This is a genomic window from Streptomyces sp. NBC_00536 (assembly GCF_036346295.1).
GTDB lineage: Bacteria > Actinomycetota > Actinomycetes > Streptomycetales > Streptomycetaceae > Streptomyces.
In genome coordinates this window covers 1633514-1659036 of record NZ_CP107819.1, presented here as the reverse complement: position 1 = coordinate 1659036, position 25523 = coordinate 1633514, and the positions used below count along the sequence as shown (strand labels likewise).

Annotated in this window: 23 protein-coding genes and 7 tRNA genes; 18 read left to right on the top strand and 12 right to left on the bottom strand. The window is 74.3% G+C overall.

All coding sequences use genetic code 11. From position 1 onward, the window contains the following. The first annotated feature begins 38 nt into the window (after nt 1-38). From OHS33_RS07030 to OHS33_RS07005, 6 genes are all read left to right on the top strand, one after another. Nucleotides 39-902 carry a MetQ/NlpA family ABC transporter substrate-binding protein gene (locus OHS33_RS07030; RefSeq protein WP_330329508.1) on the top strand — a complete coding sequence of 288 codons (864 nt, stop codon included), beginning with the start codon at nt 39-41 and terminating at the stop codon, nt 900-902. 200 nt (nt 903-1102) lie between these two features. Then, entirely contained in the window at nt 1103-1834 is a 732-nt protein-coding gene (locus tag OHS33_RS07025) for a GNAT family N-acetyltransferase (RefSeq protein ID WP_330329507.1), read from the top strand. Between the two features lie 136 nt (nt 1835-1970). Further along, nucleotides 1971-3206, top strand: a complete 1236-nt coding sequence (gene cbiE, locus OHS33_RS07020) for a precorrin-6y C5,15-methyltransferase (decarboxylating) subunit CbiE (RefSeq protein WP_330329506.1) — start codon at nt 1971-1973, stop codon at nt 3204-3206. A gap of 260 nt (nt 3207-3466) precedes the next feature. Further along, complete coding sequence (gene cobT, locus OHS33_RS07015; protein ID WP_330329505.1) at nt 3467-6730, top strand: nicotinate-nucleotide--dimethylbenzimidazole phosphoribosyltransferase; 3264 nt, start codon at nt 3467-3469, stop codon at nt 6728-6730. A gap of 751 nt (nt 6731-7481) precedes the next feature. Then, nucleotides 7482-8705: a uroporphyrinogen-III C-methyltransferase gene (gene cobA, locus OHS33_RS07010; RefSeq protein WP_330329504.1), complete on the top strand. Its 1224-nt coding sequence runs from the start codon at nt 7482-7484 to the stop codon at nt 8703-8705. A 94-nt stretch (nt 8706-8799) separates the two neighbouring features. After that, nucleotides 8800-9618, top strand: coding sequence for a TrmH family RNA methyltransferase (locus OHS33_RS07005; protein WP_330329503.1), 819 nt, complete (start codon nt 8800-8802; stop codon nt 9616-9618). 52 nt (nt 9619-9670) lie between these two features. Here the strand turns inward: OHS33_RS07005 and OHS33_RS07000 are convergent, their stop codons facing one another. Continuing rightward, on the bottom strand, nt 9671-10951 hold the full coding sequence (locus tag OHS33_RS07000) for a protein kinase domain-containing protein (protein ID WP_443065254.1): 1281 nt from the start codon (nt 10949-10951) through the stop codon (nt 9671-9673). A 545-nt stretch (nt 10952-11496) separates the two neighbouring features. On the opposite strand from OHS33_RS07000, the gene OHS33_RS06995 reads away from it, so the two are divergent. After that, nucleotides 11497-11682: a hypothetical protein gene (locus tag OHS33_RS06995; RefSeq protein WP_330329501.1), complete on the top strand. Its 186-nt coding sequence runs from the start codon at nt 11497-11499 to the stop codon at nt 11680-11682. 221 nt (nt 11683-11903) lie between these two features. Here OHS33_RS06995 and OHS33_RS06990 read toward each other — a convergent pair. The 5 genes from OHS33_RS06990 to OHS33_RS06970 form a co-directional block, all read right to left on the bottom strand. Beyond that, nucleotides 11904-11975, bottom strand: a tRNA-Val gene (locus OHS33_RS06990). Nucleotides 11976-12014: 39 nt separating this feature from the next. Continuing rightward, nucleotides 12015-12086 (bottom strand) — tRNA-Val (locus OHS33_RS06985). A gap of 21 nt (nt 12087-12107) precedes the next feature. Continuing rightward, a tRNA-Val gene (locus tag OHS33_RS06980) sits at nt 12108-12179 on the bottom strand. 1 nt (nt 12180) lies between these two features. Then, a tRNA-Cys gene (locus tag OHS33_RS06975) sits at nt 12181-12254 on the bottom strand. A gap of 41 nt (nt 12255-12295) precedes the next feature. Beyond that, a tRNA-Gly gene (locus tag OHS33_RS06970) sits at nt 12296-12368 on the bottom strand. A 169-nt stretch (nt 12369-12537) separates the two neighbouring features. On the opposite strand from OHS33_RS06970, the gene OHS33_RS06965 reads away from it, so the two are divergent. The 3 genes from OHS33_RS06965 to OHS33_RS06955 all read left to right on the top strand — a co-directional run bounded on the left by OHS33_RS06965 (nt 12538) and on the right by OHS33_RS06955 (nt 15362). Next, nucleotides 12538-13617, top strand: coding sequence for a chorismate-binding protein (locus OHS33_RS06965; protein ID WP_330329500.1), 1080 nt, complete (start codon nt 12538-12540; stop codon nt 13615-13617). A gap of 2 nt (nt 13618-13619) precedes the next feature. Continuing rightward, entirely contained in the window at nt 13620-14459 is an 840-nt protein-coding gene (locus OHS33_RS06960; protein ID WP_330334935.1) for an aminotransferase class IV, read from the top strand. 75 nt (nt 14460-14534) lie between these two features. Beyond that, entirely contained in the window at nt 14535-15362 is an 828-nt protein-coding gene (locus tag OHS33_RS06955; RefSeq protein WP_330329499.1) for a GNAT family N-acetyltransferase, read from the top strand. A 44-nt stretch (nt 15363-15406) separates the two neighbouring features. On the opposite strand, the gene OHS33_RS06950 is transcribed toward OHS33_RS06955, so the two are convergent. Continuing rightward, nucleotides 15407-15946: a DsbA family protein gene (locus OHS33_RS06950; RefSeq protein ID WP_330329498.1), complete on the bottom strand. Its 540-nt coding sequence runs from the start codon at nt 15944-15946 to the stop codon at nt 15407-15409. A 166-nt stretch (nt 15947-16112) separates the two neighbouring features. Here OHS33_RS06950 and OHS33_RS06945 point away from each other — a divergent pair, with 166 nt between their 5' ends. Then, a complete protein-coding gene (locus OHS33_RS06945) occupies nt 16113-16583 on the top strand; it encodes a hypothetical protein (protein ID WP_330329497.1) in 471 nt (156 codons plus the stop codon). Between the two features lie 92 nt (nt 16584-16675). Then, nucleotides 16676-16987 (top strand): hypothetical protein, encoded by a 312-nt coding sequence (locus OHS33_RS06940; RefSeq protein ID WP_330335346.1) that lies wholly within the window; start codon nt 16676-16678, stop codon nt 16985-16987. Here the strand turns inward: OHS33_RS06940 and OHS33_RS06935 are convergent. Then, nucleotides 16928-17563 (bottom strand): CGNR zinc finger domain-containing protein, encoded by a 636-nt coding sequence (locus OHS33_RS06935; RefSeq protein ID WP_330329496.1) that lies wholly within the window; start codon nt 17561-17563, stop codon nt 16928-16930. The two genes, OHS33_RS06940 and OHS33_RS06935, sit on opposite strands and share 60 nt — an antisense overlap. Nucleotides 17564-17768: 205 nt before the next feature. Continuing rightward, on the bottom strand, nt 17769-18182 hold the full coding sequence (locus OHS33_RS06930; protein ID WP_030011909.1) for an SsgA family sporulation/cell division regulator: 414 nt from the start codon (nt 18180-18182) through the stop codon (nt 17769-17771). 188 nt (nt 18183-18370) lie between these two features. On the opposite strand from OHS33_RS06930, the gene OHS33_RS06925 reads away from it, so the two are divergent. Both OHS33_RS06925 and OHS33_RS06920 read left to right on the top strand, forming a co-directional pair. After that, nucleotides 18371-18838, top strand: coding sequence for a TIGR02611 family protein (locus OHS33_RS06925; RefSeq protein ID WP_330329495.1), 468 nt, complete (start codon nt 18371-18373; stop codon nt 18836-18838). Between the two features lie 59 nt (nt 18839-18897). Then, a tRNA-Val gene (locus tag OHS33_RS06920) sits at nt 18898-18969 on the top strand. Between the two features lie 59 nt (nt 18970-19028). On the opposite strand, the gene OHS33_RS06915 is transcribed toward OHS33_RS06920, so the two are convergent. Further along, nucleotides 19029-21443: an SCO7613 C-terminal domain-containing membrane protein gene (locus OHS33_RS06915; RefSeq protein WP_330329494.1), complete on the bottom strand. Its 2415-nt coding sequence runs from the start codon at nt 21441-21443 to the stop codon at nt 19029-19031. 124 nt (nt 21444-21567) lie between these two features. Between OHS33_RS06915 and OHS33_RS06910 the strand changes: the two genes are divergently transcribed. After that, entirely contained in the window at nt 21568-22026 is a 459-nt protein-coding gene (locus OHS33_RS06910; RefSeq protein WP_330329493.1) for an SRPBCC family protein, read from the top strand. Between the two features lie 39 nt (nt 22027-22065). Next, a tRNA-Val gene (locus OHS33_RS06905) sits at nt 22066-22137 on the top strand. Between the two features lie 69 nt (nt 22138-22206). Here the strand turns inward: OHS33_RS06905 and OHS33_RS06900 are convergent. Further along, nucleotides 22207-22932 carry a 3'-5' exonuclease gene (locus tag OHS33_RS06900; RefSeq protein WP_330329492.1) on the bottom strand — a complete coding sequence of 242 codons (726 nt, stop codon included), beginning with the start codon at nt 22930-22932 and terminating at the stop codon, nt 22207-22209. Nucleotides 22933-23179: 247 nt separating this feature from the next. On the opposite strand from OHS33_RS06900, the gene OHS33_RS06895 reads away from it, so the two are divergent. Both OHS33_RS06895 and OHS33_RS06890 read left to right on the top strand, forming a co-directional pair. Beyond that, entirely contained in the window at nt 23180-23764 is a 585-nt protein-coding gene (locus tag OHS33_RS06895; RefSeq protein WP_330329491.1) for a DUF4365 domain-containing protein, read from the top strand. After that, nucleotides 23764-25014, top strand: a complete 1251-nt coding sequence (locus OHS33_RS06890; RefSeq protein ID WP_330329490.1) for a hypothetical protein — start codon at nt 23764-23766, stop codon at nt 25012-25014. The genes OHS33_RS06895 and OHS33_RS06890 overlap by 1 nt, the downstream gene beginning before the upstream one ends. Here OHS33_RS06890 and OHS33_RS06885 read toward each other — a convergent pair. Continuing rightward, entirely contained in the window at nt 25001-25495 is a 495-nt protein-coding gene (locus OHS33_RS06885) for a GNAT family N-acetyltransferase (protein ID WP_330329489.1), read from the bottom strand. The two genes, OHS33_RS06890 and OHS33_RS06885, sit on opposite strands and share 14 nt — an antisense overlap. Between the last annotated feature and the right edge of the window lie 28 nt (nt 25496-25523).

The following is a 25523-nucleotide window of genomic DNA, read 5'->3' as shown; positions in this document are numbered from 1 at the left end:
CGGGCGTTATCCGCACCACCAGGAAAGAGGCACTCTTCGTGCGCAGCTCCATCAAGTTCACCGCCCTCGCCGCCACCACCGCGGCCCTCGCCCTCGGCCTCACCGCCTGCGGCACCTCCTCGGACCCGTCCTCCACGAAGTCCGACGGCGGCAAGACCGACGAGAGCAAGCCCCTCGTCATCGCGGCCTCCCCGAGCCCGCACGCCGACATCCTGAACTTCGTCAAGGACAAGCTGGCGGCCAAGGACGGCCTCAAGATCGAGGTCAAGGAGTTCACCGACTACGTCCTGCCCAACACCGCCACCGAGCAGGGCCAGGTCGACGCGAACTTCTTCCAGCACAAGCCGTACCTGGACGACTTCAACAAGAAGAACGGCACCCACATCGTCCCGGTGGTCAACGTCCACCTGGAGCCGCTCGGCCTCTACTCCAAGAAGGTCAAGTCCCTCACGGAGATCAAGGCCGGCCAGACCGTCGCCGTCCCGAACGACCCCACCAACGAGGGCCGCGCGCTCCAGCTGCTCGCCGCGAACAAGCTCATCACCCTCAAGGAGGGTGTCGGCACCGCCGCCAAGCTGGCCGACATCACCGACAAGAAGGGCCTGGAGTTCAAGGAGCTGGAGGCCGCCACGGTCCCGCGCGCCCTGAACGACGTCGACGCCGCCGTCATCAACGGCAACTACGCCATCGAGGCGAAGCTCGTGCCCGCCAAGGACGCGCTGGTCCTGGAGAAGGCCGAGGGCAACCCCTACGCCAACCTCCTCGCGGTGAAGGACGGCAAGCAGAACGACCCCCGGATCCAGAAGCTCGCCAAGCTCCTGAACTCCGACGAGGTCAAGAAGTTCATCGAGGAGAAGTACCAGGGCTCGGTCATCCCGGCCTTCGGTGCCCCGGCCTCCTGACCCCGGTCACGTCCTGACCCTCGTCCAGGTCCGGCAACGCCGCCCCGGCCCCGCACGCCCTCCCCGGGCGGGCGGGGCCGCGCGCGCTGCGCCCGCACCGCCACGGCCTGCCCGCATCCGGGCAGCCCGGCCCTGCACACCACAGGACCGATACTGCATGCTGTGGCTCTACGGCCACGGTCTCAGGCATGGAGCTGCGCATGACAACCACCTTCCCGGACGTCTCCATCAGCACGGACCGGCTGGTGCTGCGCCCCTTCGAGGAAGAGGACGTCGCCGCGCTCATCGAGATGATGAACGACGAACTCATCACGGCCTGGACCGAGGTCCCGCACCCCTACACCCGCGCCGACGCCCACCGCTGGGCCACCGGCGGCGCCGACCGCGAGCGCACCGAGGGCCGCGGCATCATCTTCGCCGTCACCGAGTTCCTCACCCACCGGCTGGTCGGCACCGTCCACGTCCGCCACACCGACTGGCGCTGCCTCAGCGCCGAGGTGGGCTACGCCACCGCCCCCTGGGCCCGCGGCGAGGGCTACGCCTGCGAGTCCGTACTCGCCGTCGCCCAATGGCTCTTCCGCGACCACGGCTTCGAGCGCCTCGAACTGCGCACCGCCGCCGACAACGCCGCTTCCCAGCAGGTCGCCCAGAAGATCGGCTGCATCAGCGAGGGCGTCCTGCGCAACGCCTGGATAGTGCGCACCCAGACGGCCGACGGCAGATGGGCCGACACCCGCACCGATCTGCTCGTCTGGGGCCTGGTCCCCGAGGACCTCGACGACCTCGATGTGCTCGACGGCTACGGCGAGTTCCACGCCGTGCCCGAACAGCGAACCGCCCCCGCGCCGGCACAGCGCAGCGCCCCCGAGCCCGAGCCGCGAACCGCCCCCGCGCCCGAACGCCGCACCGCCGCCGGGGCGGACCGGAACTGATCCGGCACCGGGGCAGACCGGAACCCGCCCGCGCCGCCCGGCGACCCCCGGCCCCCCGCTCAGCAGGTAGTCTCACCGTGCCCGCCCACACCGCCGGGCCGCCCCCGCACCACCCACACCAGGGAGACCGACGACGATGGCCGACCGGGTCACGGTGATCGGCTGGGACGGCTCGCCCCTGACCGCGGCCGCCCGGTCAGCGCTCTCCGCCGCCACCCTCGTGGCCGGAGCCGCCCACCACCTCGCGCTCCCCGAGATCCCGCCCGCCGCCGAACGCATCCGCCTCGGCAGCCTCGGCCTCGCCGCCCGCCGCATCGCGGGCCACCGCGGCACCGCCGTGGTCCTCGCCGACGGCGACCCCGGCTTCTTCGGCGTCGTACGGGCCCTGCGCGCCCCCGAGCACGGCCTCGAAGTGGAAGTGGTCCCGGCCGTCTCCTCCGTGGCCGCCGCCTTCGCCCGCGCCGGCATGCCCTGGGACGACGCCCAGGTCGTCGTGGCCCAGCGCCGCACCCTGCGCCGCGCGGTCAACGTCTGCCGCGCCCACACCAAGGTCGCCGTCCTCACCTCGCCCGGCGCCGGCCCCGCCGAACTCGCCCTGCTGCTCGAAGGAGTCCACCGGACCTTCGTCATCTGCGAGGAACTGGGCACCGACAAGGAACGCGTCACCGTCCTCACCTCCGACCGGGCCGCCGACCACAGCTGGCGCGACCCCAACGTCGTGATCGTCGTCGGCGGCGGCGGACCCGTCTCCGCCGACCCCGGCTGGCTCATGGGCCAGCCCACCGCCGTCGCCGTGGCCGCCGCGGGCGCCCGCGGCTGGGCCCACCCCGGCCACCCGGGCGAGCACCACCGGGGAACCCCGGGCGGGGAAGGGGAATCGGCGCTGCTGCGCGCCGCCCAACTGGCCCGGCTCGGCCCCCGCACCGGCGACCTCGTCTGGGACATCGGCGCCGGAACCGGCGCGCTCGCCGTGGACGCGGCCGCCTTCGGCGCGGCCGTCATCGCCGTCGACGCCGACCCCCGCGCCTGCGACCGGATCGAAGTCGCCGCCCGCCGCCGCGGCGTGCTCCTCCAGGCCGTCGCGGGCCGCGCACCGCACGTACTGGAGAACCTCCCCGAACCCGACGTCATCCGCATCGGCGGCGGGGGAGTCCCGGTCGTCGAGGCCTGCGCCGACCGCCGTCCCGAACGGATCGTCACCCACGCCTCCACCCGCGACGAAGCGGAGGCGATCGGCCGCGCCCTGACCGAACGCGGGTACGCCGTCGACTGCGCGCTCCTGCAGTCCGTGGGCATGGACACCCGGACCTGGCGCGAACAGGAACGCTCCGTCGTCTTCCTCATCGCCGCCGAACGCCCCCCTAAGACCTAGGACAAGCCCCGGGGTAGGCTGGCCGATCGTCGTACTGCCCTGTCACTCCGGGCACAGCGGCACCACAGGACGCCCGACGTGGCGCAGTCCACAGCAGTCCGTGGCAGTTATGGCCGCCATGGTGGCGAACGGGCGCGACAATGCTTAGTGGTTGTCGGCGGCGGCGTGCCCGAGGGGCTCGTGCCGCACGGCGGCCACGCTCGTTGGTCATACGGGCGCCGGGCGATCGAAGCAGCAACACCGATGGGCGAGGGGTACGCATGACTGACACCGGCCAGGTTCCGGGCGAGGGCCTCCCGGACAGCGCGGGCATGGTGGATCAGCACGGCATCCCCGCGCCGGTCCCGCAGCCGCTCCAGACTCCGCAGGTCCCGCAGACTCCGCAGGTTCCGCCGCACGGCACCGGCGGGTACGCGTTCCAGGACCTGATGGACAACCCCGCCGAGGACGACGAGCTGCTGCTGATGCCCAGCGGCCAGGGCGCGTGGAGCGACCCGCAGGTGGTGCCCCCGGCCCCCGTCTTCCCCGTCGAGGGCGGCTACTCCGACGGGTTCTACGAGCCCGCGCCCGCGCCCGGCTTCGCGGAGCCCGGCCCCACCGACACCGGGTCCTACACGCACGGCGCGCACGAGGCGGGCGGCCGCGACTCCGGCGCCCTCGACCTCGGCGGCCTGCTGCCGCCCCCGGCCGCCCCGGTGACGGCGCCCGCCGCCGCCCCGGTGACCCCGGCCCGGCGCCCGCTGCACATGGGCCCGCCGGTCCCCGACGCCTCGGGTGGCGTCGTACGGTCCCTCGCCGACCGCGGCCCGGCGGCGCCCGTGGCCCCCGTCGCCCCGGCCCCGCTCGCCCCGGTCGTGACCGCCCCGGCGGCCCCGGCCCCGGCCGCGCCCGTGGCCCCCGCCGAAGCCGTGGTGGCAGAAGCGGTGGAAGCCGTGGAAGCGCCGGCAGAGGCCCCGCTTCCTGTTGCTGTTCCTGTTCCTGTTCCGGTTCCGGCCGAGGTCCCGGCCCCCGAGGCCGCCGCCGAGGTCCCGGCGCCGGTCGAGGCTCCTGTCGAGCCCCCGGCGGAGACCCCGGCGCAGGCTCCGGCCGAGGTCGTGGTCGAGGTCCCGGCACCGGCCGAAGCCCCCCTCGAAGTCCCCGCCGAAGCGCTCGTGGTGGCGCCCGTCGAGGTGCCGGTCGAGGTACCGGCGGACGCGCCCGTCGAGGTTCCCGTGGCCGTGGCCGTGGCCCCCGCAGCGGTGCCGGTGCCGGTCGTCCAGACCGCTCCGGCGACCCTCGGCGGCGTCGAATACCTGGACGTCCCGCGTCCGGAGACCGGTGCGCTGCCCGGCCCCCAGCTGGGCGAGATCCCGCTCCAGGCGGGCACCCCGTGGACGGCGGAGCCGGTCGTCCCGGCCGCCCCGCAGCCCGAACCGGTCGCCGTGGCCGAGCCCGTGGCCGTCGTGGAGCCCGCCCCGGTGGCCCCCGCGCCCGTCGCGGAACCCGTTGCCGAGCCGGTCGCGGAGCCCGTCCTGGCCGTGGTGCCCGAGCCGGTGGCCGTGCCGGAGCCCGAGCAGGCCCCCGCCCCGGCCCCCGTGGCCGCACCCGTCGAGGTCATCGAGGTCATCGAGGCCGCCGCTTCCGTCGAGGCGCTCCCCGAGCCGGTGGCCGTGCCCGCCGCCGAGGCCCCGGCCGAGCCGGAACCGGCGCCGCAGCCCGAGCAGGAGCCCGTGGCCGCGGAAGCGGCCGAACCGGCGCCGCAGCCCGAACACGAGCCCGTGGCCACGGAAGAGGCCGAACCCGCTGAGCGCGGCGCAGCCGCCCCGGCGTACGACGACGCCGAGCGCGAAGCCGTGCTGCGCGTCATGCGCGAGCGCCGCGACATCCGCAACGGCTTCCGCACCGACCCGATCCCGCACGAGGTGCTGCTCCGCGTCCTGGAGGCGGCCCACACCGCGCCCAGCGTCGGGCACTCCCAGCCCTGGGACTTCGTCGTCATCCGCTCCGCCGAGACCCGCCGGACGATGCACGAACTGGCCCAGCGGCAGCGCGAGGCGTACGCCAAGTCGCTGCCCAAGGGCCGGGCGAAGCAGTTCAAGGAACTGAAGATCGAGTCGATCCTCGACACCCCGGTGAACATCGTCGTCACCGCCGACCCCACCCGCGGCGGCCGCCACACCCTCGGCCGGCACACCCAGCCGCAGATGGCCCCGTACTCCTCCGCGCTCGCCGTCGAGAACCTCTGGCTCGCCGCCCGTGCCGAAGGCCTCGGCGTCGGCTGGGTCAGCTTCTTCGACGAGCGCGAGATGGTCCGTACGCTCGGCCTGCCCGAGCACCTGGAGGTCGTGGCCTACCTGTGCGTCGGGTACGTCGACGAGTTCCCCGAAGAGCCCGAACTGATGCAGGCCGGCTGGTCCAAGCGGCGCCCGCTGTCCTGGGTGGTCCACGAGGAGACGTACGGCCGCCGCGCGCTGCCCGGCGAGGAGCCGCACGACCTGCTCTCCGAGACGGTCGCGAGCATCCGCCCGCTCGACGCGAAGGCGCTCGGCGAGGCCTGGGAGCGGCAGAAGCGCATGACCAAGCCCGCCGGGGCCCTGGGCATGCTCGAAATCATCTCCGCCCAGCTCAGCGGTCTCTCCCGGGTCTGCCCGCCGCCGATCCCGGAGCCCGCCGCCGTCGCGATCTTCGCCGGTGACCACGGCGTGCACGCCCAGGGCGTCACGCCGTGGCCGCAGGAGGTGACCATGCAGATGGTCGCCAACTTCCTCGGCGGCGGCGCGGTCTGCAACGCCTTCGCCAACCAGGTCGGCGCCGAGGTCTGCGTCATCGACGTGGGCGTCGCGGGCGACCTGCCCGCGACCCCGGGACTGCTCCCGCGCAAGGTCCGTCCGGGCACCGCCGACCTGTCGGTCGAGCCCGCGATGACCCGCGAGGAGGCCGTGGCCGCCATCGAGGTGGGCATCGAGACCGCCCGCGACCTCATCGCGGCGGGCAACAAGGCGCTGCTCACCGGTGAGATGGGCATCGCGAACACCACCGTGTCCGCGGCCCTCATCTCGGTGTTCACCGGGGTCGACCCGGCCGAGGTCACCGGGCGCGGCACCGGCATCAACGACGAGACGCACGCCCGCAAGGTCGAGGTCGTCCGCCGGGCGCTGGAACTCCACCAGCCGGACCCGACGGACCCGGTCGGCGTCCTCGCGGCCATCGGCGGCCTGGAGCACGCGGCGATCGTCGGCCTGCTCCTCGGCGGGGCCTCCCTCCGCACCCCCGTGATCCTGGACGGCGTGAGCGCGGGCGCGGCGGCGCTGGTCGCCCGGGCGATCGCTCCGGAGTCCCTCTCGGCCTGCATCGCGGGCCACCGCAGTGCGGAGCCGGGGCATGTCGCGGCCCTGAACACCCTCGGCCTGCGCCCGCTCGTCGACCTCGACCTCCGCCTCGGCGAAGGCACCGGTGCGCTGCTGGCCCTCCCGCTGGTCCAGAGCGCGGCCCGCGCGATGCACGAGGTCGCCACCTTCGACTCGGCAGGCGTCACCGAAAAGTAGCCCCGGCCCACCGGTCCGCCCCTCCGGGGGCGGGGGCGCCTCAATCGCCGACGAGGCTGAAATGGCCCCCGCCCGCGGACACGCCCCGTCCGAACGCCGCCGCGGCTCGAGTCCCCTCCGGGGGCGCCTCAATCGCCGGCGGGGCTGAGGTTGCCCGCTGCGGGGCTGGAATCGCCCTGCGGTGGGGTGGTCCCTCCGGGGGCGCCTCAAACGCCGGCGGGGCTGAGATTGCCCGCTGCGGGGCTGAAATTGCCCCGCTGCGGCTGGGGTGCCCTCCGGGGGCGCCTCAATCGCCGGCGGGGCTGAGGTTGCCCGCTGCGGGGCTGGAATCGCCCTGCGGTGGGGTGGTCCCTCCGGGGGCGCCTCAAACGCCGGCGAGGCTGGAATTGCCCGCGGCGGGGCTGAGGTTGCCCGCTGGCGGGGCTGGAATTGCCCGCAGCGGGGCCGATATCGCCCCGCTGCGGGGGGTGGCGCATCAAGCTTCTCCGGCTACCGCCGGGGGCGGTCATTTCAGCCTCGCCGGCGATTGAGGCGCCCCCGGAGGGCGAACCGGGCCGCGCCCGGGCGACGGCGCTCGCCCGCCGCCGGGGCGACCGGCCCGCCCGGAGGGCGGAGGGCGGGGGAGGGGGCGGCAAATCCCGCCCCCGGACCGGCACCGGCCCGCCCCGGCCCGTAACGTTGACCCCGCGATTCGCGCCACCGCCGCCGCGAGATCCGCCCGCACCGGAACCCCCCGCACGAGGAGCCCCGCATGGCCGCACACCCCGCCTATCCCGTAGGCCTCCGTCTGGCGGGCCGCCGGGTCGTCGTCATCGGCGGCGGCCAGGTCGCACAGCGCCGGCTGCCCGCGCTGGTCGCGGCCGGTGCCGACGTGCTGCTGATCTCCCCGTCGGCCACCCCCTCCGTGGACGTCATGGCCGAGACCGGGGAGATCCGCTGGGAGCGCCGCCGCTACCAGGACGGCGACCTCGCGAACACCTGGTACGCCCTGATCGCCACCCGTGACAAGGCCGCCAACGACGCCGCCTCCGCCGAGGCCGAGCGCGAGCGGGTCTGGTGCGTGCGCGCCGACGACGCCGACGCGGCCACCGCCTGGACCCCGGCCACCGGCCGCAGCGAGGGCGTCACCGTCGCCGTGCTCACCGGCAACGACCCGCGCCGTTCCGCCGCCGTGCGCGACGCGATCGTCGAGGGGCTGCGCGACGGCACCCTCGCCGCTCCGGCCCACGGCCGCGCGAAGCGCAACCCGGGCGTGGCCCTGGTCGGCGGCGGCCCCGGCGACCCGGACCTGATCACGGTCCGCGGCCGCCGGCTGCTGGCCGAGGCCGATGTGGTGATCGCCGACCGGCTCGGCCCCCGGGGCCTGCTGGACGAGCTGGCCCCGCACGTCGAGGTCATCGACGCCGCGAAGATCCCGTACGGCCGGTTCATGGCCCAGGAGGCCATCAACAACGCGCTGATCGAGCACGCGAGGGCGGGCAAGTCGGTGGTCCGGCTCAAGGGCGGGGACCCGTACGTCTTCGGCCGCGGCATGGAGGAGCTCCAGGCGCTCGCCGAGGCGGGCATCCCCTGCACCGTGGTCCCCGGCATCTCCAGCTCCATCTCGGTGCCGGGCGCGGCGGGCATCCCGGTGACGCACCGCGGGGTGGCGCACGAGTTCACGGTCGTCAGCGGTCACGTCGGGCCGGACGACCCGCGGTCGCTGGTCGACTGGGCCTCGCTCGCCAAGCTGACCGGCACCCTGGTGATCCTCATGGGCGTCGACAAGATCGGGCTGATCGCCGAGGCCCTGGTCCGGCACGGCCGCTCCGCCGACACCCCGGTCGCGGTGGTCCAGGAGGGCACGACCGCCGCCCAGCGCCGGGTGGACGCCACCCTCGCCACGGTCGGCGAGACGGTCCGCGCCCAGGAGGTCCGGCCGCCCGCGGTGATCGTCATCGGTGACGTCGTGAACGTCGGCCCCCCGGCCGCCTGACCCGCTCGGGCCGCACGATCCCCGCACAGGCCCCGCACGCCCCCCGTACGGCCAAGCCGTTGGCACCACACCCAGGACAAGGCAGTATCACCCTGTGGCTGATCTCATCACCATCGAAGACCCCGACGACCCGCGCCTGCGCGACTACACGGGCCTGACCGACGTCGAGCTGCGCCGACGGCGCGAGCCCGCCGAGGGACTCTTCATCGCGGAAGGCGAGAAGGTCATCCGGCGGGCCAAGGACGCCGGGTACGAGATGCGCTCGATGCTGCTCTCCGCGAAGTGGGTCGACGTCATGCGCGACGTCATCGACGAGCTTCCGGCACCGGTGTACGCCGTCAGCCCCGAGCTGGCCGAACGGGTCACCGGCTACCACGTGCACCGGGGCGCGCTCGCCTCCATGCAGCGCAAGCCCCTGCCGACCGCCGAGGAGCTGCTGGGCGGCGAGCCCGGTGGCCGCCGGATCGCGATCTTCGAGGGCTTCGTCGACCACGCCAACCTCGGCGCCGCCTTCCGCAGCGCGGCGGCCCTCGGCATCAGCGCGATCCTGCTGTCCCCGGACTGCGCCGACCCGCTGTACCGGCGGGCCATCAAGGTCTCGATGGGGTCCGTCTTCTCCGTCCCCTACGGGCGGCTGACGGACTGGCCCGCCGACCTCGAACAGGTCCGCGAGGCCGGGTACCGGATCCTCGCCATGACGCCGAGCGAGAAGGCCACCCCGCTGGACCAGGTCCCGCCGGAGCGCTTCGAGCAGTCCGCGATCATGCTCGGTTCCGAGGGCCACGGCCTCTCCACCTACGCGCTGCGCGCCGCGGACGAGTGGGTGCGCATCCCGATGGCGGAGGGGATCGACTCGCTGAACGTGGCGGCGGCCTCGGCCGTGGCCTTCTACGCGACCCGTCCCCGGGGCTGATCCCGGGCCGACCCTGACCCCCCGGCTGAGGCCGGGGGGTCAGGGTCGTGGTTCAGAGCTTCTGGGCGACCGCGATCCCCAGCGCCACGATCAGCGTGACCAGCACGAACACGATCAGCCGCTGCCGCATCAGCCGCGGGTCCGGCCGGGAGGGCCTGCGGCCCGTGCCCGTCGTGCGCGGTCCCGTGCGCCCGCCGTCGGTACGCCGTCCGGCCGTGCGCTCGCCCGTGCGTCCCGCCGTGGGCCGGGAGGACGGGCCGCCGGGCTCGCGCGGGCCCGAGGGGCGTGCATGCGGACCACTGTGCGAGCCGTGCGCGCCGTGCGCTCCGTCCTGTGCGCCGTGCGAGCCGCTCGCGGACGGCGCACCGGGGGAGCCGTGGGGCCGCAGCGCCGGGGTGCCCGCCGTACGCCGCTCGGTGCGCTGGTCGACGTAATCGTCCGCGAGCCGTCCCGTCGGCCGCTCGGGCCGGGCGCGCTGGGCGGGGGGCCGCCCGTCCGTGATCCCCTGCGCCTCGCGCGCCGCGATCTCCTTGAGCCGCATCGACAGCTGGAGCGTGCTCGGCCGGTCCTCCGGGTCCTTGGCCAGGCAGGCCTGTACGAGCGGGGCGAGGGCGTCCGGTACGCCGAGCAGGTGCGCCTCCTCGTGCACCACGCGGTAGAGCATCACCTCGGAACTGCCGTGCCCGAAGGGCGAGTCGGCGGTCGCGGCGTAGGCGAGGGTGGCGCCCAGCGCGAAGACGTCGGTGGCGGGCGTGACGGCGGCGCCGCGCACCTGCTCAGGGGCGAGGAAGCCGGGGGAGCCGACGGCCGTGCCGACGTGCGTGAGCGTGCTGGCGCCGGTCGCCCAGGCGATCCCGAAGTCGATGATCCGGGGGCCCTTCGGCGACAGCAGGATGTTCGACGGCTTGAGGTCGCGGTGGACCACCCCCGCCTCGTGGACCGCGACGAGCCCTTCGGAGAGCGCGGCGCCGATCGCGGCGATCTGGGCGGCGGTGAGCGGACCCTCCTCGGCCACCTTGTCGTGCAGCGAGGGCCCGGGGACGTACTGCGTGGCGAACCACGGCCGCTCGGCCTCCAGGTCCGCGGCCACCAGCCGGGCCGTGCACCCGCCGCGGATCCGCCGGGCGGCGGACACCTCGCGGGCGAAGCGCGAGCGGAACTCCTGGTCTTCGGCGAGGTCGGGGCGGATCACCTTGAGCGCCACGCGCTGACCGCGCCGGTCCGAGCCGAGGTAGACCACGCCCATGCCGCCGGCACCGAGCCGCCGGTGCAGCCTGAACGAACCGACGACACGCGGGTCCTCCCGCCGGAGCCGCATCATCGCCATGTCCACCCCGCTGACCGGTCGTCCTGTTGACCTGCCACAGCTTACGGACCATCCGGCGTGTCCGCTCAGAGGCCGCGCCCTCGCCGGGAGATTCGATTGTCTGTGCGGGGAAGGCCACTTGAGGGAGAATCAGGGGTACGAGCGTCAGGGGTCCGGGGTAACGGCCGTTCCCCCAAACGGCCCTTGAGCCAAGGGGATTGGCAGCACCCCCGCCCGGACCGGGCCCGGAACGCCGAGCGGCACGGGCCCGGCGTACGCGCGGCGCGCGACCGGGCACCGGAAGCGGCGGACGTGAGAGAAGTCACCCCGGGTGACGACCCCGGCCGCCCTCCCCGCCCACCCCCTCAGGGATGACCCCCAGACCGGGGGAGCGGTCTCCACCCAGGGGTGTACACGGGGCTCCCCGCAGTCATCCTCCTGGAGGCCCGTCATGGGTACGAGGGCATGAGGCCAGGAGCCGCCCGCCCCCCTAGTGTTGAAGACAAGCGGCGGGTGGCGCACTCGTCCCCCGAGGTCACAAGCCTGCCGCTGCCAACCACAGGGAGAGGGCCATGGCGGGCTTCGCACGGCAGGGACGCAAGGCATTCGCGTTCAACGGCCACGAGTCCGGTACGCGGCACCCGCTGGTCGCCGCGGCGATGGTCCTCCCCCTGGCCGCCGTCCTGTTCTTCCTCTTCGGAGGATGGGACCAGGTGGCGGCACAAGCGTCGTCCGTGGGCGCGATGCTGGGGCGCTGAGCGGCGCCCCCAGGCCCGGGAGAGCGGCCCGGGCCGGGACATCGGCCTTCAGCCCCGTGGGGACGGGGGTGCGGCGGACGGCAGGAGAAGGGTGCTGCCCGTACGACGGAGACGTCGTACGGGCAGCACCCTTTTCGCGTTCCGTTCCGTTCGCGTTCCGTTCCGTTCCGTTGGGGAACGCGAAAGCCCCGGCCGTCGAAACGGCCGGGGCTTTCGGGCGGTGCGCGATACTGGGATTGAACCAGTGACCTCTTCCGTGTCAGGGAAGCGCTCTCCCGCTGAGCTAATCGCGCGGGGACTGCGGCAGAACCACAGCTTGTAACTGTACAGCGTGCGCGATACTGGGATTGAACCAGTGACCTCTTCCGTGTCAGGGAAGCGCTCTCCCGCTGAGCTAATCGCGCGGGTGATCCTTGCGGATCAAGTGGACGATACTGGGATTGAACCAGTGACCTCTTCCGTGTCAGGGAAGCGCTCTCCCGCTGAGCTAATCGTCCTTGGAGGTGGAGACGGGATTTGAACCCGTGTAGACGGCTTTGCAGGCCGTTGCCTCGCCTCTCGGCCACTCCACCATGGAGCTGAGCAAGGGTTCTCGGGAAGATCCCCCACTTCGAGCGGACGACGAGACTCGAACTCGCGACATCCACCTTGGCAAGGTGGTGCTCTACCAACTGAGCTACGTCCGCAGGTCACCGTGTTCGCGGCTGGGGTTTCCCCCGGCGCTCCCTGGCGACGTGTTGAACTCTAGCGGATTCCCGAGCCAGCTCAAAAACGCGTTTCCGCAGCGTGCTGCCGCCCGATCACCACAGGTCACCCCACCGGCGCCGACCCGTCACCGGTCATAGACTCGCAGCCGTGCACGACCTGGCTCCCATGGCCCGCTTCGGCGGCCTCCTCGCAACCGACCTCCGCGATGTCACCAGCGATCCCTCGGCCCTGGACTCCACCGGCTTCTGGGCGGTGTCCGCGGATTTCGAGGGGCGGCTGACCTGCGCGCGCTTCGGGGACATACGCCCCGACCCCGTTCCCGCGCCCGTTCCCGGCGCCTGGCGCGGGCCCGCCGCGGGGGACTGGTCCTCTTCGCTCGACCGGGCCGCGTACGTCGCGGGCGTACGGCGCATCCGCGAGCACATCGCCGCCGGTGAGGTCTACCAGGCCAATCTCTGCCGGGTGATGTCCGCGCCGCTGCCGGTCGCGGCCGGCAGCGGCGCGGCCGATGTGGACGCGCTCACCGCGCTGCTCGCCCGGGGCAACCCGGCCCCCTATGCCGGAACGATTCGCCTCCCCGCGCACGGCGTCGAGATCGCCACTGCCTCCCCCGAGCTGTACCTGCGCCGCACCGGCCGCCGGATCGAGTCCGGCCCCATCAAGGGCACCGGCCGCACCGCCGCCGACCTGCTGGAGAAGGACCACGCCGAGAACGTGATGATCGTGGACCTGGTGCGCAACGACCTCGGCCGGGTCTGCGCCACCGGCTCCGTCACCGTCCCCGAGCTGTGCGCCGTCGAGGAGCACCCGGGCCTGGTCCACCTCGTCTCCACCGTCAGCGGGGACCTCGCCGACGGCGCGGGCTGGCCCGAACTGCTCGCCGCGACCTTCCCGCCCGGCTCCGTCACCGGCGCCCCCAAGTCCTCCGCCCTGCGGATCATCGAGGCCCTGGAGACCGCCCGGCGCGGCCCCTACTGCGGCGGCATCGGCTGGGTCGACGCCGACCGCGGCACCGCCGAGCTGGCCGTCGGCATCCGCACCTTCTGGATCGACCGCGAGGCCGCGGGCGGCCCCCGCCTGTGCTTCGGCACCGGCGCGGGCATCACCTGGGGCTCCGACCCCCACCGCGAGTGGGCGGAGACCGAACTCAAGGCGGCCCGGCTGCTCGCGGTAGCGTCGGGCACGTACCAGCACAGTGACAGTGCAAGTGGAGGGACCGTTCAGTGACGATGCCGACTGCGACGCCGATCTGGCTCGATGGAGCGCTGCGCGACGCCGACAGCGCCAAGGTGTCCGTGTTCGACCACGGGCTGACCGTCGGCGACGGCGTCTTCGAGACGCTCAAGGCCGAGGGCGGCCGTACGTTCGCCCTCACCCGCCACCTCGACCGGCTGACCCGCTCCGCCCGGGGCCTCGGACTGCCCGACCCCGATCTCGACGAGGTCCGGCGCGCCTGCGCCGCCGTACTGGAGGCGGGCTCCGCGGCCACCCCGTTCGGGCGGCTGCGGATCACCTACACCGGAGGGCTCTCGCCCCTCGGCTCCGACCGCGGCGAGGCCGGACCCACCCTGATCGTCGCGCTGGCCCCGGCCACCCGGCGCCCCGACGCCACCGCCGTGATCACCGTCCCCTGGGTGCGCAACGAGCGCAGCGCCGTCGCGGGCCTGAAGACCACCTCCTACGCGGAGAACGTCGTCGCGCTGGCCGCCGCCCACCGGGCCGGAGCCTCCGAGGCCCTCTTCGCCAACACCGTCGGCCGGCTCTGCGAGGGCACCGGATCCAATGTCTTCGTCGTCCTCGACGGGGAACTGCACACCCCGCCGCTCGCCTCCGGCTGCCTGGCGGGCATCACCCGCGACCTCGTCGTCGCATGGACGGGCGCCAAGGAGACCGACCTGCCCTTCGAGGCCCTGGAGCGGGCCGAGGAGATCTTCGTGACCTCCTCGCTGCGCGACGTCCAGGCCGTCCACCGGATCGACGGGCGGACGCTGGGCGCGGTGCCCGGTCCCGTCACCGCGAAGGCCCTGCGGATCTTCGACGAGCGGTCCGGGGCCGACCTCGATCCGTGATCGGTCCGGCGGTCCGCTGCCGCGGCGGCGAAAACCGGGCTGACTGGGGCCCGTACGGCGGGTAGAAAGACCCTGATGACCACCACCCTGCGGCCGTCCGCGCCGCTCCAGCACAGTCCGTCGGGGGCGCGTTCGCGTCCGTACGAGATCCGGGTCAACAGCAGACGGGTCGGCGCCCTGCTGCTGACCGCGGCGGAACCGCTGGGATCCCTCGTCGTCGGGAAGATCCAGGACCTGTCCGTCGACGAACCCGACCGCCGCCGCGGCCGCGCCACGGTGGCGGGGCTCGCCGCGGAGGAAGTGCTGCGTTCCTGGGGCTGTCGGCGGGTGACGGTCTCCGTCCCGGCGGATTCCGACGGCGGCCTGCGGCTGGCCGCGGTCCTCGGGTACGCGCGGACCGGCCGCAACATGGTCAAGGACCTCGCCCGCGAACCGGTCCCGCTGCCCGCGGGGATCACCGGCCGTCCGATCACGGCCGAGGAGTACGGACCCTGGCTGGCCGCCGCCACCGACCGGTACGCCGGCAACTGGGAGGACCGGGGCCTGTCACCGGAGGCCGCCCACGCCAAATCGGTCGCCGACCACGCGGGCCAGCTGCCCCAGGGGCCGGACACCCCCGGCGTGGACATCCTCGTCCTCGAAGCGGCCGGGATACGCGCCGGGCACATCTGGATCGGACGGTCCGCCGGGCAGGCCTACGTCTTCGACGTCGAGGTCGCCGAGGACATGCGCGGCCGGGGCCACGGCCGCTCCCTCATGCTGCTCGCCGAGGGCGCCGCCCGCGCGGCCGGGCTGGACACCCTCGGCCTGCACGTCTTCGCGGGCAACACCCCGGCGGAGCGCCTGTACGAGTCCCTCGGCTACCGCACCACCCTGGTCAACTTCGCCAAGGAGCTGGTGTGACCGACGGCCGGAGATGACCTGATGACCCAGGGGGTGTCCGGTGCTCAGGCGGGGTGCGCGAGGAGCCGGTCGGCGATCTCCTCGATCCGCTCGCGCAGCCCCTCCTGGCTCTTGCCGCCGTCCAGCCGCTCGCCGCCGATCACGTACGTCGGCGTACCGGTCACGCCGATCGCCTTGCCCTCGGCCTGGTCGGCGTCGACGATCAGGATGTGCCGCCCGTCGATCAGCGCCACGTCGAACTCCTCGACGTCCAGCGACAGTTCGCGCGCGACATCGAGCAGCAGCGCCTCGCCGCGGGTGGCCAGCTCCGCGGTGCGGGCCAGCACGGCCTCCACGTACGGCCAGCCCTGGCCCTGGGCCACGGCCTCCTCGGCGGCCTGCGCGGCGGCGAAGGCGTGCTTGTGCTTCTCCAGCGGGAAGTGGCGCAGCACGATGTCCAGCCGGTCGCCGTACCGGGCCCGCAGGGCGCGCACGTCGTCGAGGGCGCTGGTGCAGTCCGGACACTGCAGTTCGCACCAGACCTCAAGGGTCACGGGGGAGGGGGAGTCCGGGGAGGGGGAGCCTGCGGGCTGGGAATCGGTCATGCGGACAGTCTCCCAGCCCCGGCGCCCGGCCCCGACCGCGACCTGGGGAGGAGGGACGACCCGGAGATCTCCCGGAGATCGGCCCCGTTCCGCTCCGGCGCATGGCCCCCGCGGCCGTCCCCGGTGCACGATGGAGGGGACGGATCGCCCAGGGCTGGAGGAACCCATGCTTGCCGAGACCATATGCTCCGCGGTGTCCGCGGCGGGCCTGGGCATCGCCGCGCTCACGGCCTACCGCAGACGCTTCCTGGCGGCGGCGCGCATCACCGCGTACGCGCTGGTCCCGGTGGCCCTGGCGATGACGGGCCTGGTGAAGTGGGCGGCCGGGACCGCCTTCAGCCTGACGGCCTGGATCGGCTTCGGGGTGCTGGGCTTCGCGTGGCTGCTCTTCACGGCCACCCGGGCCGTCGAGCGCCGACGCCTGGGTGCGGCGGGCGAGGAGCCCGCGACGGTGGAGAAGGCGGGACGCAAGGGCCGGTCCGGCCGGTCCGAACAGCAGGCCGCGGTCGCGCCGACCGCCTCGGCGCCCTCGCTCGGCGCCGGTACGGGCCAGCGGGCCGCGCCGCAGCGGGCCGCCGCCGCGCCCACGGAGGACTTCTCCGACATCGAAGCGATCTTGAAGAAGCACGGGATCTGACCGGCCGGAAACACGGGATCTGACGAACTGCCGCGTCGTCATTGGCGTGTTGAGGGGCGAACCGCGGCGCACTGCGTCATCATCGCCCCGACATGCCCGACACTTCGCCGGGTGAGCCGCCGGTTCCGGTCCCGGCCCTCGTCCCCGCCGCCGCTCCCGCGCCCGTTCCGGTTCCCGCCCCCGCCCGGTCCGGCATGCCGTCAGAGGCGCCCGTACCGGCCGCACGGTCCGCACCGCCCCCATCGCCGGGATCCGCACCGCCGGGATCCCCGTCGCCGCCGTCGCCGCCCGAAGAGGCGCGCGGCTGTCTCTTCGCGCTCTCCCAGCCGCCGCTGATGATCTTCCTAACGGTGATCGGCGTCCTGCTGCTGCTCGCCGCCGTGCACGACCTCTTCCTGCTCTGACACCTGCCCTGGCACCGGATCCGCCGCCGCGTCCTTGCGGCGGGCCCGGTACGCCGCCACGTGCAGCCGGTTCCCGCAGGTCCGGCTGTCGCAGTAGCGCCGCGACCGGTTGCGCGAGAGGTCGACGAAGGCGCGCCGGCAGTCCGGGGCCTCGCAGCGGCGCAGCCGCTCCTGCTCGCCGGAGACCACGATGAAGGCGAGCGCCATCCCGCCGTCCGCCGCCAGGTGGTCGCCGACCGAGGCGCCCGGGGCGAAGTAGTGCACGTGCCAGTCGTAGCCGTCGTGGTCGGTCAGCTGGGGCGTGGTGCCCGCCGTCGCGACCAGCTCGTTGATCAGTACGGAGGCCGCACGGGAGTTCGGTGCCGCGAAGATCTGCGCGAACTTGGCGCGGACGGCGCGCACGCCGGAGAGGTCGCGGGCACTCAGCTCGCCGACGTCGCTGATGGCGAACTCGTGCACGAAGGCGCGCAGCGAGCCGACGTCCGCCAGCCCGTCGGGCTGGCCGGCCTCGGCCGCGGTGTTCACGACGGCGACGACGACGTCCAGTGCGCGCCGGGTGTCGTGGGGGATCTGCAACGGGTGCTCCCTGGTGGCCGGTCTTGCGGCGGCGCTGAACTGGGCCGCCGCGCTGGTCGCCGACTTTAGCCGAGAGGTCCCCACGCGCACCGGCGCCGTCCCCGCGGGTGGCTTCCGCGGGAACAGCGCCGGTACATGCGTATGTGGTTGTTCCGCCCGCACCGTCGCCCCGAGTCGGACGGTGTCGAGCGGTGGTAGGCCTGGCTCAGCTTTCGGCCAGGATGTGGGAGAGCTCCTTGTCGAGGTCGAAGTGCCGGTGTTCGGTCCCGGGTGGGACCGCGGCGTCCGTCCGCTTGAGGAACGACTCGAGTGCTCGTGCGGGTGCTTCGAGCAGTGCTTCTCCCTCCGGTGAGCTCAGGGCGATGCATACGACGCCCTGACCGTGGCTGCGGGACGGCCAGACGCGGACGTCGCCGGTACCGGTGGGCCGGTGAAGGCCCTCCGCGAGGAGGTCGCGGGCGAATACCCATTCGACCGTCTCCTCGGCGCCGGTGTGGAAGGTGGCGTGCACGGCGTAGGGGTCGGCCGTGTCATACCGCAGGCCCGCGGGTACAGGCAGTGAGGACTCGCTCGACACAACGAGGCGCAGGTGCAGCTCGCAGCTGACCGTGGTGTTCATAAGCGCCAGGGCCTTTCGCTCAGTGTGCGCTCGGGGATTCGCACGTCGGCGAAATCGACATGCCACCTACGGTGCCGTTGTAAACCCCTCTGACCGTTTTGCGGACCTCTGGGTCCCTCGGACGGCGGATCCAAACGACGATTCGTGTGTGCTTCAGACGGGCATCGGGCTCCGGTAGATTCGACCCCATGAATACGGGGAGTAACCGCGAGACCGATGAGTCCGCGACCAGCGCATCGCCGGAATCCGCCGAATCCACTCCATCGGACGCGGCTCCGGACGAAGAGCGTCACGTGTCGAAGGCGCCCGCCTTCATCCGGGCCCGCCGCGGCCTGCACCTCAGCTGGCAGGTCGGCGTCTTCATCGTCGGTCTGGCCGTCATCGCCGCGGGCATCGCGATGCTCGTCCTGCCCGGCCCGGGCTGGGTCGCGATCTTCGCGGGCCTGGTCATCTGGGCCACCGAGTTCGCCTGGGCCCAGGTCGTGCTGCGCTGGACCAAGCGCAAGGTGTCCGAGGCGGCCCAGAAGGCCCTCGACCCGAAGGTCCGCCGCCGCAACATCATCCTGACCAGCGTCGGCCTCGTCATCGCGGGCGTGCTGATCGGCTTCTACCTGTGGAAGTACGGGCTGACCCTGCCCTGGAACGCCAAGAAGTAGCGGCCGCCCGACGCTGGTCGGGAGCACCGCTGACATGCGGTAATGTTTGCGGTGCGTCCGGGCGATTAGCTCAGTGGGAGAGCACTTCGTTCACACCGAAGGGGTCACTGGTTCGAACCCAGTATCGCCCACCCGGACCAGAGGCCCGGAGACTTTCACAGTCTCCGGGCCTCTGGCGTTTCCGGACCGTTCAGCGCAGCTTCCCGAGGGCCGCCCGCAGCCGCCGCGCGTCCCGCAGCCGCTTCTCGTACGTCGCCCCCACCGCCAGCAGCAGCGCCCCCGCCAGGGCCGGCGGCAGCCAGCGCGGCAGCGCGCCGACCACCTGCAGGACGTACGGCGCCAGCTCGTGCAGCGCCACCAGCCCCAGCGTGACCCCGCCCAGCACCAGCGGGGCCTGCAGCCGCCACCGCGCCCCGGCCAGCGTCACCGCGAGGCAGCCCAGCCCCAGCAGCAGCGGGCGGGTCCAGTGCGGATCGGCCCAGACCGCGATCAGGCTCGGCAGCAGGGTCGCCGCCAGCCCCGGGCCGTACGTCGCCCAGGACGCCGCGGCCGGATCCCGGCGCCGCCGCAGCCACGCCACCACCAGCGCGGGCACCGTCACCGGCAGCGTGTACGCCTCCGGCACGCTCACCCCCGACGCCGCCAGCCGGACCCAGGCGGCCGCCAGGAACAGCGCCCCCGCCGCCCAGCCCACCGGACGCCGGTCCGCCCGTACGGCCGTGGCCGCGCACACCACGCCCGCCAGGCCCAGCACCAGCGCGAGCATCGGCGCGTGCCCCGCCCCCAGGGCCAGGACCAGCGCCAGAGCGCCGACGGCCGCCCCCGACACCTCCACCGGGACCCGCAGCGCCCCCGCCCGGGGCCCGGGGGCCGCGGCCACGGCCGGGACCGCCAGGAGCAGCAGCGGCCACTGCCGCACCGGCAGCTCCAGCACCGCGCCCAGGGCGAGCAGCAGCCCCGCCGCGTACCCGGTGGCCACCACGACGGCCACCGTCCGCAGCACCAGCGGACCGCGCCCGTACGCCGCCCCCGCGCCGCACAGGGCGCCCAGCGCCGCCCACACCGCGAAGGTCGCCGTACGCGCGTCCAGCGCGGCCACGGACACGCTCGCGGCGCCCGCCACCCCGCACGCCCCCGCCGCGATCCGGACCCCTGCGGCGGAAGGCGCCCGTACCAACCCGAGGGCGACCACCAGCGCGGCCGCCGTCACCGCGAGCTGGGCCGCGAGCACCGCCGCCACCGGCAGCGCGAAGGCCACCGGGGCCGCGAACAGGGCGCTCCACAGCAGCGGCACCGCGACCACCCGCGCCTCGCGCTTCGCGGACACCCCGTCCAGCCAGAGCGCCACCCCGGCCGCGACCAGTGCCACCGTCACGGTCTGCGGCCCGCTCCAGTCGATCTCCGCCCGCGGGCTCGACGCGGTCCACACCGCGTCCAGCACCGGAGCGGGCGCCGGCAGCACCCGCAGCGCCAGCAGGAACGCGATCAGCCCGCCGAGCCCGGCCACCGCCACCCCGGCCCCCGCCAGCCCGTGCCGCACCCGCACCGGCAGCCCGCTCACCCGCAGGGCCGCCAGCAGCGGCAGCGACAGCAGCACGAAGAGCACCTGGGCCCACGCCGAGCCCCGGGGGACCACCAGCGTCTGCGCGGCCGGCGTCCACACCAGGCCGCCCGCCCCGGCGAGCAGCGCCGCGAGCTGCTCCTGGCGGATCCGGCACGCCACCGCCACGCAGGCGGCCCCCACCGTGACCAGCAGCGCCGCGGCGGACAGCCGGCCGGTCCCGGTGTCCGCGTCGGCGGCCAGCGCCAGGCCGACGCCGACGGCGCCCATGGCCGTCAGGCCGCCGAACACCCCGGCCAGGATCCGCACCGCGGGCCAGACGCGCGGCCGCAGCGCGGCCGGGGGACCGTCCCACAGCCCGAACCCCGCGTTCAGCACCGCCAGCGCCAGCAGGGTCCAGCCGCCCGCCGTACGGCCGACGTGCAGGGAGAAGGCGAGGCAGGGCAGGATCCACTGGGCCGCGAACAGGGCGCCCGGAAGCGGCAGCCACAGCTTCCGCAGGGTCATCCCGTACCCCGCCCACAGCGCGGCCAGTGCGGCGGACGCGCCCGCCGCGTACCAGGCGCGCGGGACGTCCCCGAAGGCCACCTCGTGCAGCGCGTAGACGTCCAGCACGGTCAGCAGCAGCCCCACCGCCGCCACCGACTCCGCGGTCGAGGCCAGCCCCCGGCGCAGCAGGGCCGCGGGCACCGCCAGCGCCGTCCCGGTCAGCACGGCCAGCACCACCGCCCGCCCGCCGATCCCCAGGGACCCCCAGCTGACCAGCGTGAAGGCGAGCGCGGCCACCGCGAGCAGCACCGCGCCCAGCACCAGCAGCACGTTCTGCGCACCGGGCGCCGAGGCTTCCCGCGCGACCGGAGCGGGCGGCGGGGGCGTCCAGGACGGCCCGGGCCCCCAGACCCCCGCGGCCGGCGCCACCGGCGCGCTCAGCAGCCGCACCAGCCACTCCCGGCGGCCGAGCAACTGCAGCCGCCGCGCGTCGAGGTGGGCCAGCTCCCGGTCGATGAGCGCCAGCTCCGTGGCGGGCGTCAGCGGATTCTCCATACCGCGCAGTGTGGCGCCGCTCACGCCCCGGGAACATGGGTGCGCGTACTCAGAGGTGTGCTCACGCCCGTGCTCATTCCCCGAGTGAGTACCCGCGCGGGCCCCGGCAGTTCACACTGGACGCATGGACTGGAGCCACTACCGCTTCCGCAGCGTGTGGGACCTCGCGGCCCCGCCCGCGCGGGTGTACGCCGTGCTCGAACAGGCCGAGGAGTACCCGCGCTGGTGGCCGCAGGTCCGGGCCGTCGAGTCGCTCGGGCCGCGCACCGGCGCCGGGTACTTCCGCTCGTTCCTGCCCTACGAGATCAAGGTCACCGCCACCGAGCTGCTGCGCGACCCGGCCGGGGGAGTCCTGGAGGTGGCCCTGCACGGCGACCTCGAAGGGTGGGCGCGCTGGACCGTACGCCCGCGCGGGCGCGGCACGCGGGCCGTGTACGAGCAGGAGGTCGAGGTGCGCCGGGCCCTGATGCGGCGGCTCGCGGTGCCCGGGCGGCCGTTCTTCCGCCTCAACCACGCGCTGATGATGCGGGCCGGTCGGCGCGGTCTGGCCGCCCATCTGGCGGGCCGGCCGGAGGCGGTTTGAACGCACGGCCCCCGGGCCTGTATTGTTCGATCCGTTCCCGGGCGATTAGCTCAGCGGGAGAGCACTTCGTTCACACCGAAGGGGTCACTGGTTCGATCCCAGTATCGCCCACCGGGACAGGCCGGTCCGTCGAAAGACGGACCGGCCTTCCGCATGTCGGGGCCCGCGCGCGGGCCCGGGTCACGCGGCGGCGGAAATCTCCGGGCGCAGCGGCCAGTGCGGATCCACCGGCTCCGGGGTGCCGTTGCGCGCGAACCAGGCCTGCAGCCCGCGCGCCTGTGCCGCGTGCCACACCGCCTGCAAGGTGTGCAGCTCGGCCGGGGACAGCCGCTCCAGCCGCCCCGCGAACCGGCGGCCCACCGCGCGGACCAGCTCCAGGGAGGCCATCGCGTCCGCCGCCGCGTCGTGCGCCGTCTCCAGCTCTATCCCGTAGTGCGCGCACAGGTCCGTCAGCGTCCGGCGGCCCTTGCGGTAGCGGTCCAGATGCTTGTCCAGCACCCGCGGATCCAGCACGGTCAGCGGCCGGTCGTCCAGGTAGCGGCTCAGCGGCGACGCCCGGTGGCGGCGCAACTCCCGGTCCAGCAGGGTCAGGTCGAACGGCGCGTTCATCACCACCACCGGCCGGCCCGCGGCCTGCTGCTCCGACAGCGCCTGCGCTATCTCGTCCACGACCGGCGCCGGCCAGCGTCCGTTGCGCTGGAGGTGGTCATCGGTCAGTCCGTGCACTTCCGTGGCGCCGGGGGGTACCGGAATCCCCGGGTTGACCAGCCACCGGGTGGAACGGGCCCGGCCGCCCGCACACTCCTGCACGACGAGCGCGGCGGACACGATCCGGTCCCGCTCGACGTCCACCCCGGTGGTCTCGGTGTCAAATGCGGCCAGCGGGCCCTCGTACCAGCGCGTCATGGCGAACTCCTCGTCCCCGATCGGCAGATGGGCGCCGACGCCTGTGGCGCGCGACCCCTGCCCGCATCGGTGATACCCGTGCTGTTTGCCGTGTACGCCGTTTGCGGGGTGCCGGGTGCGGAGACAACTTCCTTGGGGGACCGCACGGGTGAGCGATCGTCACCGCCATGTCACCGCTGTCGCGGCGCGGTACCCCCGCCCTCATGAGCACAACGCCTCACGCAGAGCCCGAAAGGCATGGGGAGCCATGGCGCTCGCGCATCCCGAACCGGGTGGGGCGCTGCGCGGGCGGACCGAACCGGGAACCGTGACCGGACCGCTGCGCGGCACACTCGCCACCACCGCCTGCATGGAGACCCTCCAGGTGGGCTACCTGCACGCCGTCGCGGCCGCGGCCGGCTGCTCCCTCTCCCAGCCCTTTCCGGACAACGGCATCGACTGGCACGTCAGCCACGGCTCGCCCGACCACGTCATCGACGACGAGGTCACCGTCAAGGTGCAGTTGAAGGCCACCTACCAGACCCCGCCGAACCCGCCGGGACCCACCTTTTCCTTCACCCTCGACAACGAGCACCTGGTCAAGCTCGCCCGGACACCGGCCGCGGTGCCCAAGATCCTCGTGGTGATGCTCGTACCGCGGGACCGCGCGCAGTGGCTGAGCGCCGGGCACGACCGGCTCGACCTGCGGCACTGCTGCTACTGGACCAACCTGGCCGGCCACCCCGTGACCGGGCGGCGCCGGACCACCGTACGGATACCGACCGCGCGGATCTTCGACGACCGGGCGCTGTGCGAGATCATGACCCGGGTCGGGTCGGGAGGGACGCCTTGATGAACTGGCCGAACCTGGAACCGGCGCCGTCGCCGGACGTCGTCGACCTCGACCGGGCGCAGACGCCCGACCCCGCGCAGGTGGACCCCGCCGTGCTCGGCGCGCTGCTGCGCAGGCACGGCTGGCTGCGCCGCGGCGGGCCCGCCGGGCGGTACGGCCGCTGGACCCCGCCCGGGTCGGCCGCGGCCAGCCTGCTCGTCCCCGAGGACCGGGCCTTCCCCGACTGCGCCGACCTGGTCGAGGAGGCCCTCACCGCCCTCTCGCGCTGCGGGCTGTCCTCGGCGCGCGAGGTGCTCTACGGGCTGAGCGTGCCCAGCGACGAGGTCCGCTGGACCCGCGAGATCCCCGAGGCCGAGGGGCTGTACGGGCCCGGGGGCGAGGCCTCGTGGTCGGCGCAGGAGCAGCTGCGCACCGCGGCCCGCCAGCTGCTGCTGGCCGGTGCCCTGGCCGACCGGGCCCGCGCCGGGTACCACGGCGCCCGGCACCGGCGGCAGGCCGAACGGGCCCTGGACGGGGTGCTGGTGGGACCCGCGCCCGGCGGCCGCAGGCTCACCGCGTACGTACCCGTCGACGGGGGCCGGGGGCCGGTGACCCGCCTCCACCACGCGCTGCACGCGGCCCGCGAGGCCGTGGACTACCGGCGGGCCACCGGGGGCATGGAAGCGTTCGACGCCGCCGTCGAGGCCGGGGTCAGCCGGGAACTGGCGGACGCGCTGATCGCCCTGGTGCGGGGCTCGGGGGGCGCCCGCATCGCGCTGGCCTGGGCGCCCGCCGCCGGGGTCCCGGCGGGCTGCGCGGCCCGCCCGGAGCCGGTGGAGTTCTCCCCGGGCGACCTGCCGGTGCTGCGCGAGGCGGCGGCCCGCTACACCCGGGACGAGCCCGCCGTACCGGTGCGGATCGCCGGGGCGGTGGTGCGGATGCGGCGCTCGGAGCCGGGCGGCGGGGGCACGGTCCGGCTGCGCGTCCTGTCGGGCGCGGAGGTCCCGTACGTCCGGGCCGTGCTCGACGAGGAGGCGTACCGGGTGGCGGGCCACGCCCACCTCGCCGGGCTGCCGGTCCGGCTCAGCGGCCGGCTCCAGCGGCGCGGCGGCTTCCGGCGGCTGACCGACGCGGCGGACATCACCCCGGTCCCGCTCGACGAGGTCGAGCGGGACCGGCTGATGAAGTCCCTGTACGCGGACTTCCCGGCCTCGGACGACCTGCCCCCCTTCGGCGATGCGGAAGGGGACCGGGACCTCAACGACGGGTGAAGGAGGCCATCACCAGTCCGGGGACGGGGGAGAAGTCCGCGCCCCGGACGAAGCCCAGGCGCTCGTAGAGGGTGACGGCGGGCGCGTTCGCGGCTCCCGTGGTGACCTCGACCGCGCGGCCGGGGTCCACCTCCCGGAGCAGGTGGCGCAGCAGCAGCGAGCCGATCCCGCGGCGGAACCAGGCCGGATCGACGCAGAGCCGGTCGATGGAGACCGCCCCGCGCCCGTCCTCCGCTTGCGGTGCGTCCTGCGCCTTCCAGGCGAGGAAACCGGCGACCTCACCGGCCGCCGACACCGCGCCGAGCCAGTTCAGTGGCTGGACCCGCAGCTCCGCCAGGCTCTCGCGCAGCGCCGGTATGCCGTCGAAGCCGATCAGTTCCACTTCCACGGTGTAGGCGGCCCGGCCGATCCGGTGCACGGCGGCGGCGGTGGCGTCGTCGCCGAGGTCCAGCGGGCGGACGGTCAGAGAGGTGTCGCTCATCCGTCATACGGTACGTCCGCCCCGCGGC

What these genes read in the sequence shown, in the direction of transcription:
- OHS33_RS07025 (WP_330329507.1), top strand. Translation starts at nt 1,103, where the DNA reads ATGACAACCACCTTCCCGGACGTCTCCATCAGCACGGACCGGCTGGTG.
- cbiE (WP_330329506.1), top strand. Translation starts at nt 1,971, where the DNA reads ATGGCCGACCGGGTCACGGTGATCGGCTGGGACGGCTCGCCCCTGACC.
- cobT (WP_330329505.1), top strand. Translation starts at nt 3,467, where the DNA reads ATGACTGACACCGGCCAGGTTCCGGGCGAGGGCCTCCCGGACAGCGCG.
- cobA (WP_330329504.1), top strand. Translation starts at nt 7,482, where the DNA reads ATGGCCGCACACCCCGCCTATCCCGTAGGCCTCCGTCTGGCGGGCCGC.
- OHS33_RS06995 (WP_330329501.1), top strand. Translation starts at nt 11,497, where the DNA reads ATGGCGGGCTTCGCACGGCAGGGACGCAAGGCATTCGCGTTCAACGGC.
- OHS33_RS06960 (WP_330334935.1), top strand. Translation starts at nt 13,620, where the DNA reads ATGCCGACTGCGACGCCGATCTGGCTCGATGGAGCGCTGCGCGACGCC.
- OHS33_RS06955 (WP_330329499.1), top strand. Translation starts at nt 14,535, where the DNA reads ATGACCACCACCCTGCGGCCGTCCGCGCCGCTCCAGCACAGTCCGTCG.
- OHS33_RS06950 (WP_330329498.1), bottom strand. Translation starts at nt 15,946, where the DNA reads ATGACCGATTCCCAGCCCGCAGGCTCCCCCTCCCCGGACTCCCCCTCC.
- OHS33_RS06945 (WP_330329497.1), top strand. Translation starts at nt 16,113, where the DNA reads ATGCTTGCCGAGACCATATGCTCCGCGGTGTCCGCGGCGGGCCTGGGC.
- OHS33_RS06940 (WP_330335346.1), top strand. Translation starts at nt 16,676, where the DNA reads ATGCCCGACACTTCGCCGGGTGAGCCGCCGGTTCCGGTCCCGGCCCTC.
- OHS33_RS06930 (WP_030011909.1), bottom strand. Translation starts at nt 18,182, where the DNA reads ATGAACACCACGGTCAGCTGCGAGCTGCACCTGCGCCTCGTTGTGTCG.
- OHS33_RS06925 (WP_330329495.1), top strand. Translation starts at nt 18,371, where the DNA reads ATGAATACGGGGAGTAACCGCGAGACCGATGAGTCCGCGACCAGCGCA.
- OHS33_RS06915 (WP_330329494.1), bottom strand. Translation starts at nt 21,443, where the DNA reads ATGGAGAATCCGCTGACGCCCGCCACGGAGCTGGCGCTCATCGACCGG.
- OHS33_RS06910 (WP_330329493.1), top strand. Translation starts at nt 21,568, where the DNA reads ATGGACTGGAGCCACTACCGCTTCCGCAGCGTGTGGGACCTCGCGGCC.
- OHS33_RS06900 (WP_330329492.1), bottom strand. Translation starts at nt 22,932, where the DNA reads ATGACGCGCTGGTACGAGGGCCCGCTGGCCGCATTTGACACCGAGACC.
- OHS33_RS06895 (WP_330329491.1), top strand. Translation starts at nt 23,180, where the DNA reads ATGGCGCTCGCGCATCCCGAACCGGGTGGGGCGCTGCGCGGGCGGACC.
- OHS33_RS06890 (WP_330329490.1), top strand. Translation starts at nt 23,764, where the DNA reads ATGAACTGGCCGAACCTGGAACCGGCGCCGTCGCCGGACGTCGTCGAC.
- OHS33_RS06885 (WP_330329489.1), bottom strand. Translation starts at nt 25,495, where the DNA reads ATGAGCGACACCTCTCTGACCGTCCGCCCGCTGGACCTCGGCGACGAC.